Origin of the sequence: Psychroserpens mesophilus (genome assembly GCF_050617655.1) — a bacterium.
Lineage (GTDB): Bacteria > Bacteroidota > Bacteroidia > Flavobacteriales > Flavobacteriaceae > Psychroserpens > Psychroserpens mesophilus_A.
In genome coordinates, this window is sequence record NZ_JBODQC010000001.1 from 15174 (window position 1) to 31424 (window position 16251).

Annotated in this window: 11 protein-coding genes; all 11 read right to left on the reverse strand. The window is 33.1% G+C overall.

Translation table 11 applies throughout. From position 1 onward, the window contains the following. Positions 1-4 precede the first annotated feature (4 nt). The 11 genes from ACRHNM_RS00080 to sprA all read right to left on the reverse strand — a co-directional run bounded on the left by ACRHNM_RS00080 (position 5) and on the right by sprA (position 16246). Complete coding sequence (locus tag ACRHNM_RS00080; RefSeq protein WP_431132401.1) at positions 5-721, reverse strand: hypothetical protein; 717 nt, start codon at positions 719-721, stop codon at positions 5-7. Positions 722-810: 89 nt separating this feature from the next. Continuing rightward, complete coding sequence (locus ACRHNM_RS00085; protein ID WP_431132404.1) at positions 811-1191, reverse strand: cytochrome C oxidase subunit IV family protein; 381 nt, start codon at positions 1189-1191, stop codon at positions 811-813. Positions 1192-1213: 22 nt separating this feature from the next. After that, entirely contained in the window at positions 1214-2212 is a 999-nt protein-coding gene (locus ACRHNM_RS00090) for a cytochrome c oxidase subunit 3 (protein ID WP_431132407.1), read from the reverse strand. A gap of 138 nt (positions 2213-2350) precedes the next feature. After that, the gene (locus ACRHNM_RS00095) at positions 2351-2932 is read right to left on the reverse strand and encodes a cytochrome c oxidase subunit 3 (RefSeq protein ID WP_431132410.1); all 582 of its coding nucleotides are present in this window, start codon (positions 2930-2932) and stop codon (positions 2351-2353) included. A 2-nt stretch (positions 2933-2934) separates the two neighbouring features. Continuing rightward, the gene (cyoE, locus tag ACRHNM_RS00100; RefSeq protein ID WP_431132413.1) at positions 2935-3828 is read right to left on the reverse strand and encodes a heme o synthase; all 894 of its coding nucleotides are present in this window, start codon (positions 3826-3828) and stop codon (positions 2935-2937) included. 161 nt (positions 3829-3989) lie between these two features. Next, positions 3990-6098 carry a gliding motility protein RemB gene (locus ACRHNM_RS00105; RefSeq protein ID WP_431132416.1) on the reverse strand — a complete coding sequence of 703 codons (2109 nt, stop codon included), beginning with the start codon at positions 6096-6098 and terminating at the stop codon, positions 3990-3992. A 139-nt stretch (positions 6099-6237) separates the two neighbouring features. Continuing rightward, entirely contained in the window at positions 6238-7029 is a 792-nt protein-coding gene (locus ACRHNM_RS00110; protein WP_431132419.1) for an energy transducer TonB, read from the reverse strand. A gap of 115 nt (positions 7030-7144) precedes the next feature. After that, positions 7145-7870: an energy transducer TonB gene (locus ACRHNM_RS00115; protein ID WP_431132422.1), complete on the reverse strand. Its 726-nt coding sequence runs from the start codon at positions 7868-7870 to the stop codon at positions 7145-7147. A 64-nt stretch (positions 7871-7934) separates the two neighbouring features. Continuing rightward, on the reverse strand, positions 7935-8264 hold the full coding sequence (locus ACRHNM_RS00120) for a VanZ family protein (protein WP_431132425.1): 330 nt from the start codon (positions 8262-8264) through the stop codon (positions 7935-7937). Between the two features lie 25 nt (positions 8265-8289). Then, entirely contained in the window at positions 8290-8670 is a 381-nt protein-coding gene (gcvH, locus tag ACRHNM_RS00125; RefSeq protein ID WP_431132428.1) for a glycine cleavage system protein GcvH, read from the reverse strand. A gap of 58 nt (positions 8671-8728) precedes the next feature. Further along, on the reverse strand, positions 8729-16246 hold the full coding sequence (gene sprA / locus ACRHNM_RS00130; RefSeq protein ID WP_431133986.1) for a cell surface protein SprA: 7518 nt from the start codon (positions 16244-16246) through the stop codon (positions 8729-8731). Between the last annotated feature and the right edge of the window lie 5 nt (positions 16247-16251).

Consider the following 16251-nt stretch of genomic DNA (forward strand, 5'->3'; position numbering starts at 1 on the left):
TAAGTTAGTTAGCATTTGCATTTATGTCTTCTGCACGTCTGGAAGACGAATTAAAATTTCCTTTACGTTTTTGGCGATACTCTGTAAATAGAACTCTAAGATCATCGCTCATTTTGTTCTTTATTTCAGCAACTTCAATACAGTCATAAGAATACAATGGGTAAATTGCTTCATTTTTTTGCTTTTCTCTATCTTCTCTATCGTCAATTCTACCACGTTGTGTTAAATCTTTATCAATTATAAAAACATGATCTGTAAATAAGTTTTTATTAAGTAACTCTTCAGATTTCAAACTATTAAACAGGTTATTGATATCATTAGGCTCACCAAAAACATAGTGCCAAAAGCGCATATCGTCATAGTTGTTAATTTCTTTCTGAAGTTGTTCTGCCTCAGACTCTGAACCTTTAGGAAGCACTAAAACGATTTGAAACTTTTTAAATCCTTTGAATTTATCGTAAACTAATTCTTTTAAATTTGAAGCAGCAATGACATGATTAACAGGTTCGCTTCCTAAAAAGCCTAAAATAGTTATGTGATCTTTTAGCTGAATTTGCGCTTCAGAGTTTGAAGAAAAAAATTGTAATTCACCTACATTGTCATCTACAATATCTAAAGCATTATAATTGTGTGTAGAAGGATATAAAAACAATAAAAATATGACAGGCAGAAAGAATAAAATACCTAAAACAAGCATCGTTTTTAATGGCATTTTTTTCATGAGTTTTAGGCTTTAATTAATAATGCAAAAATAAAAAAGACGGTTTAAATAAACCGCCTTTTTATATACTTTATGTTATTTATAACATGTTAAAAATCTTTTTTTACAAAACCATTGGTATAAATACTTTCAATGTATCCTCCTTCTTGTAAAAGAATAAAAATAAGATAGCAAATTAAAAACACTGCAGTCCATACTACCATTCTTCTTAATGCTTTGGTTTCATCTCTCATGTGCATGAAATCCCAAGTAATATAATAGGCTTTAACAATCGTTAATATGATAAAGATCCAGTTTAAGATTTTCATACCAATCACGTTAGCCATCAGAGCTTCTGGTTTATAAATCCCTAAAACGACTTCTATAGCTGTAATAATTGAAAGCAATATTAAAACTCCCCAAATTTTTTGAGTGTTTGACTTGAACTTTATTAAACCTCTTAATATTTCTAATTTATGTGCGTGTGCCATTTTTAAATACTATTATTCTAAATTAAACTAGGTAGAAGAATGTGAATACAAATACCCAAACTAAATCTACAAAGTGCCAATATAATCCTACTTTTTCAACCATTTCATAGCTTCCTCTTCTTTCATAGGTTCCTAAGATGACATTAAAAAAGATAATGATATTAATTACCACACCTGAAAATACGTGAAACCCATGAAATCCTGTAATGAAGAAAAAGAAATCAGCAAATAGTGAGGTTCCATATTCATTGACATGCAAGTTAGCACCTTCAACGATTAACTGACCGTTATTTTTAATTTGCTTTAACGATTCTTCTCTCGATAATACGGTTTTATGACCTTCTTCATTAATGGTTTGCGTTCTTACTAAAACATCAGTATTAGCTTGTAAACCATTGTATACTTCATCAACTGAATAAGAAGGTAAGGTTCCTTCACTCACAAACCAAAGACCGCTTTTACGTTCATGCTGAACTCTTTCTCCATGAGCATCAAGCGCAATATCTCTAACAGCAACACGTTTAAATACCTGTTCACCATCTATAGTCTCATATTTACCAAACTGAAGAATATTTCCTCCTTTAGTTTGTACTGCTCCATAGTCACCTTGAATAAATGTTGCCCATTCCCAGGCTTGAGAACCTACAAATATTAAACCACCAATAATGGTCAAAAACATATAAAATGTAACTTTGGCCTTTTTCATGTGATGACCAGCATCAACAGCAAGTACCATTGTTACAGATGACATAATTAATATAAATGTCATGAAAGCAACATAAATCATCGGATAGTTTCCGTGAAAAAATGGAATATGTGTAAACACCTCATCTGCTATTGGCCATGAACCAATAAACTTAAATCTTGAAAATCCGTAAGCTGCTAAAAATCCAGAAAATGTTAAGGCATCAGATACGATAAAGAACCACATCATCATCTTACCATAGCTGGCTTTTAAGGGTTCGTTTCCTCCACCCCAAGTTTTGCCTTCTGTTCCAGTATTTGCTACTGTAGTATCCATATAAAGCGTTTAGTTGTTAAAAGTTGCACAAAAATAATCATTTTATCTATCTAAAAAAACATCATCTTCTAAAAATTGAAAACAGACACTAATACTAGACTAGATATAGGCTTTTAGCTTATCAAATTGTTTAAAAAATTATACCAAATATGATAAAAACAAAAACAAGAATAGCCACAGTATATCTATAAAATGCCAAAACGTAGCTGAAAGGTTCATGCCCAGCATTTCTGTTGCATTATATTTTTGTTTAAAATGATTATAAATTACGACTAATAGTGAAATAAGTCCTGCGAGAACATGTAAAATGTGCACAAATGCGATAACATAAATGAAGCTCATTGTGACATTGCTAGTAGGTCCTGTAAAATTATAGCCTGAGGAAATAATTTGACCAAAACCATAAAACTGGCAATAAATAAACGCTATTCCCAACCCAAAAGTTAATAATAACATAATTGTTGTAAGATTTCTGTTTCCGCTTTTTAATGCTCTTTTAGCTAGTATAAAAGTCAAACTACTTACAATAATTAGTACACAACTTATTAAAAATGCATTAGGCATTTCAAAATCATGCATCCAATCTTCACGTTTTCTACTTACCAGAACAGCACTGGTTAAACCAGCGAATGACATGATAAGTGAAATGATTCCGAACCAGAGCATCATTCGTTTTGCTCTATCGTTTTTTTCCTGTATCGTTCCTTCCGTTAAATCCATATTTATCTTATAAACTTATCAATAACATATATTATTTGTAACAAGGTGATGTATGAGACACTTGATAACATTAACTGTTTTGCTGCTTTTGCTGTTCTTTTTTTAAACAATTCAAATGCATAAAAAAGCATTACTAAACCTAAGGCAAAAACAATTACAGCAGCCACAACGGACAACTTTAAATCTCCTGTAACACCGAACACTGGGACGATAGAAATTATAATCGTCCAAATGGTATACATTATAGTTTGTACTGCTGTTCCTTTATCTCGTTTACCAGTTGGCAACATAAAAAACCCTCCTTTTTTATAGTCGTCAAACAAGAACCAGCCAATGGCCCAAAAATGAGGAAATTGCCAAAAAAACTGTAAAGCGAAAAGCGTACCTGGTTCAATACCAAAGTCATTTCGGGCTGCAACCCATCCTAACATAAAAGGAATAGCTCCTGGAATGGCTCCAACAAAAACCGATAATGGTGTTTTAGTTTTTAATGGTGTATAAACACAGGTATATAAAAAGATGGATATTGCACCATACATTGCTGTTCTTGGATTAATCACGTAAAGTGTCGTAATTCCTGCAATTGTAAAAATGGTTGCAATGATGAATGCGGTTCGTACCGACATTCGTCCAGCTGGAACTGGTCGGTTTTTAGTGCGATCCATTAAAGCGTCTAAATCTCTTTCAATGATCTGGTTATAAGCATTAGATGCTCCAACCATAAAATAGCCACCAAAAGCTAACAAAATTAAGGTGTATACATCTACTGCTACTGCACCAAGTAAATATCCTGCAATTGCAGAAAAAACAACACTTACAGATAATCTTATCTTTGTAATTTCTTTAAAATCGGAAATTATTGAAGCTTTAGGAATTGATGTTTTTGCTGTGCTCAATACAAGAGTTTTTATTGCGTTTGCAAAGATACTCTGAAAAAAGTTTTTGAGCAATGCTAATCAAAAGTAATTCGCTTTTTATTAATGGCTTGTAAGATTAGATTTGATAAATTTCAAAAAACAAGAAAATCTTTTATGAGAGCTTATAAAAAAAATTCCGTTTAGAAATCATTATACCAGTTAAACAAATCTGTTCTAATTCCAATATTAAACCAAGAGGTGTTGGTTTTTAAAGCTGCTGCAGTATCTGCTTGAGGGTTATAGTCTCTAAATGTAGCGTTCGCAAACATTCTTAAATTAGTAACCGGATTTATAATATATCCAGCTATTACATCAGCTTGAAATACATGTGTAGTGTTGCCTTGACCAACAGTTATTCCTGAGTTGGCAATACGATCATCTTCTGTTCTGTAGATGTTAGACCCATAGTTAGCAAAGTCAGTCCCATCGTTAAAATCGAAACCTCGTTTTCCAAAAATAAGTTTAGCATCTGCGAACCACCTTTTGTAATTATACCTACCAATGAGGATAGCTTCACTGAAGTTTGCTCCCCAAAGATGTGCCATTGGCTGATTATTATGAGCATAATTCAAGACAATGGAATTATGAGAATACGTGTAAGGTCTGACTCGGTTATATTCTAATTGAAGCATTAAATTTTTAACTTTAAACGCATCAAAGTATTTCACACCTAACTGGTATCCAAATTTATTTTTCCAGCTTTTATTTCCTCCTGTGATATCATCTAATGAAAATTCATCAAGAATAAATTGACCGTAAAGATTCACCTTATTGTTCCATTTATATTTAGCTGAAGCTCCTAAAATGGCATTACCAGCTTCTGGACCTGTAGCAAATTCGATCGCTCTGTAAAAAATGACTGGATTAAGATAATTAATATCGAAGCCTCTATCGTTTGAATCGATCCACATTACTGATTCAAATAAACCTATGTTTAATCGTTTTGAAACATTCCAGCTTAAGTAATGATTTGCCATGTATTTGGTAAGAAACGCATCATCTACAGTAGCTTCAGGTCTTACATCTCTTAACCACATCCAAGTATTTGTATATTTAATTTTCCAAAATTTAGTATTCAACTTTAAAAATGGATAAGGACTGGCGACATCACTTTGTAACAATGACCTGTAACCATCTCCAATAAAATTTTTACCATGACCAAATTGAATGTTTAAAAACTCTGCTGGAGTATAAGACAGGTATGCTTCAGCGACTGGATAATCATATGCATCATCTTTAAATCTTTTAGCTATACCACGACCAGGAATGATGGCTGGATCTGATCCTGATGCCTTCAGGCTTTCAGCATACTCATTGAAATATTGTGCAAATCGACCTTGACTCTCGTAAACAGAAGCTGTGAAATTAAACTTCTTACCTAAACCTCCTTGTATAAAAATTCCTCTTGTATTATTAAATGTGGTATTAAAATCTGCTTCAGTATCTTTTCCTACTTGTAAATCAAAAACTGGATCAACTGTAAACCAGTAATCTTTCCCTTGAACAGCAACTAAGTGTTCGTTCCATAGTTTTCTGCTCCACCACGCATCTGTTCCTTTAATTAGAGCTTCTTTTTCAGCTTTAAAATCATAGTATTTAGCAACTTCAGCATACATGAATGGTTTTGCAGCTGTATGGCTATTTGTCCCCAAACCATTCATTTGTTGGTCGAACCTAGCATAATAGTTATGGGTAAACGGAATGTTAAGCTGACTTTGATACTCTAACTTTTCGTATTTAGTGGTCCTTATGTTAACACTGTCAAATTCATTACTCACCAAATCATTTAGGTCTGCGATTTCTTTTACGCTTGGTAAAGGTTTAACTTCATTCGTTAAAATCTCTGGATTAACTAAAGGAATCTTTACACTTAAAGAATATTGAAAATAGGTTGGTTTGCCATTATAAGTTCCTGGAGTTATTTTAGGCAATTCTTCAAAAACACGTTTAGTTTCGTCTTTGAGTTCGTCATAAACTGCATCAATAAAAAGCACATTAATTTGACCTTCTTGATTTACTTCAAAAAGAATCTTTATATCTCCTTGATAAGATTCATCATTAACAATCTCTGGAATTTTGAATGTATTAAAAATATGCTGATTGAGTTTATTATTAAAACACACTTTGAGTGCATTAATAGGCTGACCTTCGCATCCAGGGAATATTGGTGGCTTTTCGTAGTTTTCAACCGTTTGTGCATTTGACAAGCCAATAAATAAAGTAAAAAGAATAATGCAGCAATTTTTCATAAACAAAGGATGCGTTTTTGATGTCGGAAAGATACTATTTTTTTCAAAAGTGAAAGCAAAACCCAAAACCAATTCATGTTTAATACAAAAAGCCGTTATCCAATGGATAACAGCTTTGTTTCTTTAAAATAGTTTTTAATTATCTTACCTGAAACATAATTGGTAAATTGTAAAGTACAGAAACAGGCTCTTCACGTTGTTTACCTGGTGTCATTTGAGGAATCTTATTTACAACTCGCTTAGCTTCGTCTTCCAGTTGCTGCATAGGTGCCCTTGTTTTAATTTCGGTGATTAGACCATTTTTATCAATTTTAAACTGCACATCTATCTTTTGTAGACCTGATAATCCTAATTCGTTTGCTAATCCAGTATTAAATTTTCTCTGAACCAATTTCCCAAGTTTTTGAGACATGCATTTAATACGCTCGTTATTGGTTGTAGCGTATTCGCATCCAGGATAAATAGGAACAACTTCAACATTTATCATATTAAACGGATCATCAACAACTTTTGGCTTTTCAATATCCTCAATATTGTGAACAGCAATGGGTTTGTTCAAAATTTCAGGCTTAACCAAATCGATTTTTGCTTCAACAATCTCTACTTCATTATCCACAATTACAGGAGGTTTGTCCGCAAGCTTTTGAGAGCGTTGCTCAACTTGTTTTTCGACGATTACATCTGGCTCAATAACGTAGTTTTTAATTTGAACCTCTGCAATTTCCTCAATGTGAGGAACTTGAGGGATAACAACCCCTTTTTTTTCAAACTTCATTTCAAATAAACCATAAGCACCCAATAAGCAAAGAATAAGACCTATTTGAAAATAGAGCATTGAGTTTTTTTGTAAATTTGCATCATGCTTTTGCGATTTTTGCACTTTCTTATTGCTCTGACCAGCAATATTGTGCGATTTTTCTAAATTTTTCATAATATTTAAATGTTAATGTTAATATTATGATAAAATCACAATAAGCATACCAAAGTAAAAATCCCATCTAATTAATTTTAGATGGGATTTTGAATACTGATATGTTTATGACTATTTAGTCTTGAACTTGAAATAAAATTGGAAGAGAGTAAGGCACTGTTACAGCTTTACCTCTCTGTTTACCTGGTTGCATTTTTGGAAGTAGCCCAATAACACGTTTTGCTTCTTTTTCTAAACCTGGATGAGGAGCTCTTGCTCTTATGTTGGTAATATTACCACTTTTATCAATTTTAAAAATAACGCTAATACGTTGTTTGCCTTCTAAACCTAAATCTCCAGCTAGTTCCGTATTAAATTTTCTATTTACAAATTGAGCAATCTTATCAGACATACATTGCTTCTTAGCATTGTTGCCTTTTTCTTTTTCACATCCTGGAAATATTGGCACGTTCTCAATAACTGCAAATGGAACCTCTATATCTTCATCAACTTCTTCGACTTCGACTTCTTCAACCTCTACAATTTCTTCTTCCTGATCTGTTTCTGTAGATTCTATAACAGTTTCTTCAATTTCTTTTTCATCCTCAACAATTTCAATCTCCTCAGGCACAACTGGAGGTGGTGGCGGTGGAGGTGGAGGTATAATTTCTTGTTGAGTAATTGGAACTTCTTCTTCTAATTCGTCATCAACATCCACCATTCCAATATCAATATTAGACTTATCATATGACTTATAATTAATTGTTAAATAAGTCAATGTCATCATTAACGCAAGACCTACAGCAAAGTAGAGTGAAGCATTTCTGCTCACATCTGATTTTGTATTCTTTTTGGGTTCCATATCTATTTTAATGTATTAGGTCTGCTAAATTAACCAAAAATATGTTAAAAAAGCAAGCTATTATTTATTTTAACTTTAGTTTGTTTTTAAATCTTAATAACAAAATTAAAAATAATGCGCCTGCTGTATTTGCAAGAACATCATGATAATCAGGTGTTCTGAAATCTGTTACAATCGATTGTAAAACCTCAATAATAATGCCATAAATAACCGCAATTACAACAGAGAGTAAAACTTTTCGCTTTACAGTAGTTATGGTAAAATAATTATGCAGCAAAAAGGTAAGAATGGCATAGGCTAAAAAGTGATAAATTTTGTCATCAAATGAAAATCCTATTTTTGGTACACCACTAACATTCCCTAAACTAGCAAAAGTTAATGTCGCGACGTACAAAAACAAAATTAACAATGACCAACGTTTAAGCACCTACTAGAGCTTTATAATCTTCTGCCGAAAGAAGATTTTCAACTTGTGATGCATCAGAGAATTTCATTTTAATCATCCATCCTTCTCCATAAGGATCTGAATTAACCTTTTCTGGTTCGTCTTCTAGCGATTCATTAAATTCGGTTATTTCACCCGAAAGCGGTAAAAATAGATCTGAAACTGTTTTCACAGCTTCAACAGTTCCAAAAACTTCTTCAGCATCAAGTGTTTCATCTACTGTTTCAACCTCAACATACACAATATCTCCTAATTCACTTTGTGCAAAATCAGTAATTCCTATAGTTGCAGTATCACCTTCAATCTTAATCCATTCGTGATCTTTGGTATATTTTAAATCTGATGGTATTTTCATCTGTTTAGTTATGATTAATATGCTTACAAAAATAATTTTTTTGGTTTAATATATATCATTAATTACCAAAATTATATCGCAGTGTAAATCCTGAACGTATTGTTGTTTGAGGAAAAGCTGTTGAGATTTCATACTCTGAGAAGGTATAATCAAAATAAAATATAGCGGTCAGGTTTTTTGAAAATGCATAATCGGCAGCAAATTTAAGTCCCCAAATAGTTTGACCTTGTGTAATTTGATTATTCTCAATATCTAAATATCGAATGATTGTTTTATTATTTCTTACTGAAACATCTGCTTTCATATTTAAATCACTCTTAATAATTTGTCTAGGTCCAGCTAATTTAGATCGTATGCGTACATCTTTAATTCGATACCCTAACCCGAGGATATATTCGTTACCTTGAATTTCAGTTAAAAGGTTATTATCAAAACTTAAAGACAGAATTCTATCCTTTTTCATTTCAGCTAAAATCTTGACTGAATTTTTCATTTCAAAATCTAATCTGAATAATGGACTGAATTGTTCTTCTAAGTTGATATTACTAAATATAGTTCCGTTTTTAAAGTTGCCTGATTGATCTAGCACTTTATCTTGATCCTGATCTTCGTAGGCCACTCCTGGCTGTAAACTTCCAGGTTCTAAATCAAGATTCGTTCTAAATTGATTTATGGTGTAACTTGATCTGTAACCATGGGTAATAGAGAAGCGTTTAAAATTCTTTTTAAACCATTTCATTTTCATGAAACCTGTATATTTTAATTGCCAATTAGGAATTGGGACATCTCTAAATGCCGACAATCCTATTTTATCTGCTTTCTGCCCTTTATATGCTGCTAAAAATGCTGGTAATAAAACCGCTTGACTATTTTTACCAAAACCTAGTGGATAGCCTTCTCCATCTGTGGCGTAACTATCTGTGCCATAAAATTTTCTTGCTAATCGATTAGCCACAATCAATCGGTTTGATCTAAAATCATCAAAAGCTTCAGATTGTGTTTCGTCGCTTTTTTGAAATGCTGTTTTAATTAAGGCTGTAGAAATGCTAAAGTTACCAAATGAATTTGTGAGGAGTGCATTGTAAGTATCACTAAAGCCATCGTTATTGATATCTGTTGTATTAAAGTTTTGTGTTAAGTTTTCTGAGTAAGTTCTATTTCCAGTAATATCAATTTTCAAATCTTCAATCAATTCTACATTTGCCGACATATCAAGAATACGTGTGGTAACCTCAGTATATTGTTGATTGAATTGGTCATATATAGTTAACCAACCATTACGTGCTGCTTTATCTCTAATGTTTGCCTGGCTACCAAAAGTAAACCCTAGAGACGGCTTCAATGTTCCTAAAAACCCAGGCGTTGGCAAATAACCAGGTAAAAATGTACCATTATTTTCAGAATAATTGATCTGAATTCGTTTTACACTCGTTAATAAGTCTATAGCTCCGTTTAAAATTTTTGTGCCAGCTGCAACTTTGCTTTTTGAAGCATTATCATTTGCACTCGTATTATCATCACTTTTAGAATCTGCTTTATCATCTTTAGGCTTCAATCCTGCTGGAACAGCGCCTCTTAAACGGCTATTTGATCTAGCTCCACGAACAGGCTTTTTTACAAGCCCAATATACTTGTAAAGATTTTCCATGTTTAATGTTGAATTAATATTGTGCGTATTCGCATTTTGAATGGAATTACCTAAATTAAATGTATTAATAACATTAGGATTATCTGGATCTCTAATTTGTAAATTTTCATTTAAATCTGAGCCTTTTTGCCACTGAAAGTCTCCAGTATATGAATATGTAGCTCTTAAAAAGCTTAATGTTGGTATCTTATATAAAGGAATTTCATAATTAACTTGAAGCTGTTGATTTTGAATATTTGGATCTCCTAAATCAAAGAATCCATCCCAAACATCTAAACTAGGATCTTGTCTACCATTTATAACATCATCAACAAAATAATTACGTACAATATTTGAATTTGATGCTGTAAAATTAAGACTCAGTGCTTTTGTTAGGTTATAATTTATGACATATTGAAGGTTGAAATTATAATTTCGCCTAAATAGTTCTTCTAAACCAATGTTATCTCCAGTTAAGTCTACTTCTCTAAACTTTTGTTTATTGAATTGTCTGAGAATATCTGTGTTTACAGAAAAGCTGGTTGGTATTGGATTGAAATTAAAATCTTTTAATATTTTCCAGTACCTTCCTCTAAATAAAGAATCATTTTTTTTGAACGGTTCAATATTTTTAGGTTCAAAACTGTAATTGTAATTTACTCCAACTCTAACATTTTGTTCTAAAGACCTCTCAATTTCAAAATCTCTGTGTTCTGTTTTATTGTAGGTATAGTTGAAGGTTAGATTTTCAACATCATAAAAACGTGGTTTTTTTTCGGTAGTTCTATTCTTTCTTACACCAATAAAATTAATACTTTGTCTTTTGGTATAACTCTCGTTAACATTAAGTATCGAATCTTTATTATTTGTATTTTCTAATTGAGTTTCTAATTTTATATCTCGATAGAATTCATCATATTCTGGTGTAATTATTTCCTCACCAATACCGTAGTTAAACGGAATTTGGATTCCCCATTTTTTCGGTAATAGTTGCCCTAAGTTCACATTGGTAACAATATCAAATTGTTGAACGTCTTCTCTGCTTCGTTCGTTAGGACGTTGCTCGACAGAACCAAATCCGATAGTACTTTTTCTTCCTGTAGCACTTATATCAGCAAAATCGGCAAAATTAGCATCTACAGCGGCAACTGCTGCCCAGCCACCTTCATTATCTAAATCTGATAAACGAAGTTCATTAAACCATGCTTCTCCACAGACATTCATACCATTATTGTCTGGGTTTTTCAAACCAACCATCAACACCCTTACATCTCCAAAGTTTGGATTACCTTTAATGGAAACTCTTTGTTGCCCAATCGTATGTGTGTCAAATTCATCGACTTCGATAAGTTGACCATCTACTATATCATAAAATGTTGGATCTTCATTTGCTAAAGTTCCGTTAGTTATTCCTAAAGATTTTATTTGTTCAAGAATACTGAGCTCGATATTTATTTCATTAACTTCTGGCCAAATATTTTCTGGACTAGCACTACCAGAAGACACTTGTAAAGGCACTTCAATTTGATAGTAATTTTGAGTAAAATCATTACCCATTCTGATAAAACCAACCAGATCACCATCACTTAAATTACCTGTTTCTCCATCTTCGGCATGAATAAACATACGTAGTTTATTGTACTGACGCATATCTACGTTGATATTTTTGAAGACACCTCTAGAGTCTCTTGGTTCTAACTCACAAACCTCAACTTGTAAGGATTGTTCATTTTGTCTGATAATGTTATTATTATTATTTAATTGTTCTAATTCAACACCTGGAGGCAAGACATAATTCCCATCATTTTCCTGAAGCCCTACAACTCCAACATTCAGATCTGTATTGTCACCATCATTATTTGGCTCATCATCTAAAGCTAATGTATATCGTCTCCAATCGCTTCTCACTAAGTCAAGTGTTGCAAAACGCAATACTCTTGGTTGTTGAAAGCCATTAACAAATAATCTTACAAAACGAATAGAACGAATATCTGTGATTCCTCCTATAGCTTGAGTAGGATCTGAAATTGGAATTCTGAATTGGTACCATTTTATATCATTACGCACTTGTCCGTTTGGAAGTGTGACTGTTGTAGTTTTAACATCATTAATTAGAGGGTTATTAGCCATATTCAATGCGTTAGGATTGATATCTATTTCATATTGAAAATAGCTGTCAATTGTATTCATTGTATTGTCTCTGTTGATGTCTTCTACATCTGGCTGTGCTGTTGAACCTCTATTAGTATCAGTAAATACATCTGGAGTGTTTCCTTGCAAACCATTATAGCGCTTATAACGTTCAAGAATATCTCCATCGGTATTTAAATAGTAGGTATAATTATCATTTGATGGATCTGGACCGAATGCTGCGCCATTAATAACACCATTAACATTAAGACCTGCTTCTTCAATATCATCGTAACCATCATAACCAACATCTTGATTATCTCTTTGCTCACCAGCTGTTGAAAATGTATAGATTAGCGATTGATTTCTTGGCACAACAGTACCATAACTTGTTGCTGTTAAATCACTAATGTTACCATCTTCTGGAAGTCCGTTTTCATATTGTTTTTTACCATCTTTTAATACATCTTCAGAGATATTACCAAGATTGATAAATAGTTTACCTCCTTGAGCTGATGAAGGATTAGGATCATCAAGGAATGGATCTTGCACCCAGAAATCTATATACTCTACATTGGCTTGTTCAAAATCTGTAGAGGTAATTTGTCTTGTAATCCCAGCCCAACTATCATCGGCTTCAATGACTCCGTCTGTAGCATCAGGATCAAAATTATAAGGTCCTCTTTCTGTTGGATAATAAGCTAAATCTAAAGAATTAATAATTGTTTGTTGTCCTTGAGCAATGTCTACTTCTGGGAATATTTCGTCAATAAAAATTCGTCTTGTATAAAGGTTAGAAACATCATCATCTGTAATTCCACCTGGTCTTTGATTACTATAAAAGATTGGATCAATCGTGTACCAGTTTAGCATAGCTCTATCAAAACCATTCTGAATACCATTCTCATCTTCTCCGTTAAATCCAGGATAGACTTTTCCTAACTGCCTAGGTCTACTAGATAAAAACCAGGATTGAGGCGATAATAAATCGATAGCGCCTTGTGTTCCTTCAAAGTCATCAACATAAGCCGTTGCCTCGTTATTAAAATCGGTACCTTTTGGAGCTCCAGGTGCTAAATATGCAAATTCACCTCTAACAGATAAATTAGAAGGCACATCGGTATCTACATTTGGAAGTTTGTTTACCAATCGAGTGAAAAATGGGACTTCAGTTGAGTAATTTCCGTTAAAACCAAAAATGGTGTTGTTAATTGGCTCTGTATTATAGTTAGCTTTTTGCGTAATAGGTCTTTCGTTAAGATTTAAAAGTGTTGCTCCTAAAACGAAGTTATCATTAAATTGATGCTCTACATTAACACCTGTAAAACGTCTCGTTTGCTGTCCGAAAACTGCATTATTTTCTACAGAAACGTTAATTGGGATGTTGGATGCTTTAAGAGCTTCATCTAAAATTTGAACGCGACCAATTTGATAATTCACTGTATAGTCTACACCTTCAACTAAAGTACGACCACCAGCAGTAACAACAACAGAACCTCTTGGAACATTAAAAGCTCCTAACGGAATCCCATCACTACCTGAAGATTTATAGCGTCCTTTTATTTGAAACTTATTCTTTTCAGCTTCATCTAAAGCTGCGGTCTTTGTTTGCTTATATAGGATATCGTACACATACTTTTCTTGGTTAAGGTTATCATACGTGTCTTGCTCATAATCGGCAGCATTGTTATTTGGGTTACCATCTGTATCAAGAATGTCAAAGAGATAACGACCAAATGGTTCCACTTTAGTAAAAATGATTTTTCCGTTTTGTGCCAATACTGTCATCCCTTCAACATAATCAAAGAAACCATCACCACCAGCCTGAGGATCGTTATTAAAGTTCAATCGGTCTAAATGAAATAACCGTATTAAGGGTGTATCTATAATTTCACCATCATCTGTATTATCAAAAGGTGAGTTATTATCAAAAGGTGGAAAAGGAACAGTTGTTCCATCTGGTAAAACCACTGGTGAGATATAGTTTAATGGTGATGCTTCTGTATAGAAGATATTAAGTCTAAAATCTTCTTTTTCTAATTGAAAAGCACCTGTGTCATAGATGTTTTTCATCATTAAATCCCAAATAGGTTGATTCACGCTAGTTATTGGACTCTTAAGCATTTTAACAATTAAGCTTTGAGAAGACCCATTGACTACTGTAGAATTATCGTTTATGCCATCGCCATTAGAATCTGTTCCATTATCTATAACTCCATCTCCATTAACATCGGCATCTGAGTTGTCATTAATTCCGTCACCATCAGTATCAGATCCATTATCTGGAGTACCATCTCCATTAACATCTACATCGGCATCATTAGGAATACCATCCTGATCATCATCATTATTTGTTGCAGTAGAATTGATACCATCATTTGCAAATTCACCTACCTGATACACTTCTCCTCCAATGGTATATTGGAATGCAACAGCCAGAATTTCATCATTTAAGAGTCTTTGATTAAGTGATATATAACCGAGTTGTTGTTGCAATTGATAATCTGAACCTTGTTGCAATTTTCTGGCATTTTCTAGCTTACCAAAATCAAAACCTTCATTGGCTGGTACAAGAATACCTTGTTCAACCGTTGTAATGTCTCTTACTAAAGGCGACAATAAAGAACCAGGTCCTCCAATATTAGTAGGATCGAATCTATTATTACCATTATCTGATGGAGCGTTAGCACCTACAGTAACAAATCCTGGTGGCGGACTGTTTAAACCGATAACTTCAGATTCTCCTAAATCTTGTAAAGCAGCGACATTTCTTACGTTTTCAGTTTGATTACTTCTATTTGTGACCCAAACTTCAACTCGAGTAATCTGGATGTTATTATTTATAAAAGGGTAACGAAGCATGGCTTCGTTATAGTTATTTCTGAAGTATTGCGATAAAAAGAAGTGTCTGTTTTCATCATAATCTCTTGCAAAAAATTCGAATTCTTCTAAGGTTCCACCTCCTTGAGCTGTAACAGATTGCGATTGTGAACGCTGTTCAGAAAATATAGCTGTCACTCTTGTTTTTCCAAATTGCAATTCTGTTTTTACACCAAAAAGACTTTGAGCACCAGTAATTAAGGAGCTATTAAGAGGCATGGCTACGTTACCAACTTCAATTTTTCTAACAATATCATCTTCAGTTGGTGTATACTCTAACTTCACTAAGTTTTGAAAATCGAAAGTAGACTCTGTGTCATAGTTAGCTGTTACTTGTAATCTCGTACCAACTTTCCCCAATAAACTTAAGCTAATACGTTGATCAAAATCAAATGTAAAATTACTACGGTTTCTAGGAGAGAATGTTGGGTTATCTTGTTTTGTAAACAAAATCCCTAAATCCATTTCAACAGAACCTTGAGGAATCACTTCTATTGTATTACCTCCAAAAATAGTTTCAAAAAACCCTGAGTTGACATAAAATTCTGGTAACAGATTCTTTTGTTCATCTTCTGCTCCTTCTTTTTTACCTTCTTTAGCATCTATTTTTTGTTTGTAGTATAATTGTTGTTGTTCTAGTAATACTAATTTTTGAAACTCTGCAGGTGTTAATATGATAGGATAATTGATATTAAATTTACCTACCGATTCTGTATAGATGTAGCGATCTGTAAGAGGATCATAGGTGTATTTTGAAACAATACTTTGTGGATTAGGCATATTCATATTACCTAGTGAAAAACCTGTTTGAGTAGTCGCTGTAGTATCTTGAGTTGTTGGTGTTTGCTGAGCAAAAGCATGAGTACTAACCAGTACCAGAATTGGAATCAAGATAAAATGTTGTAAAGATTTAAGCAAGTTATAGTTAGTTGTTGTAATCAAAT

Coding starts and splice junctions, on each gene's coding strand:
- ACRHNM_RS00090 (WP_431132407.1), bottom strand. CDS start 2,212: ATGGATACTACAGTAGCAAATACTGGAACAGAAGGCAAAACTTGGGGT.
- ACRHNM_RS00085 (WP_431132404.1), bottom strand. CDS start 1,191: ATGGCACACGCACATAAATTAGAAATATTAAGAGGTTTAATAAAGTTC.
- gcvH (WP_431132428.1), bottom strand. CDS start 8,670: ATGAAAATACCATCAGATTTAAAATATACCAAAGATCACGAATGGATT.
- ACRHNM_RS00095 (WP_431132410.1), bottom strand. CDS start 2,932: ATGGATTTAACGGAAGGAACGATACAGGAAAAAAACGATAGAGCAAAA.
- ACRHNM_RS00115 (WP_431132422.1), bottom strand. CDS start 7,870: ATGGAACCCAAAAAGAATACAAAATCAGATGTGAGCAGAAATGCTTCA.
- ACRHNM_RS00080 (WP_431132401.1), bottom strand. CDS start 721: ATGAAAAAAATGCCATTAAAAACGATGCTTGTTTTAGGTATTTTATTC.
- ACRHNM_RS00105 (WP_431132416.1), bottom strand. CDS start 6,098: ATGAAAAATTGCTGCATTATTCTTTTTACTTTATTTATTGGCTTGTCA.
- ACRHNM_RS00110 (WP_431132419.1), bottom strand. CDS start 7,029: ATGAAAAATTTAGAAAAATCGCACAATATTGCTGGTCAGAGCAATAAG.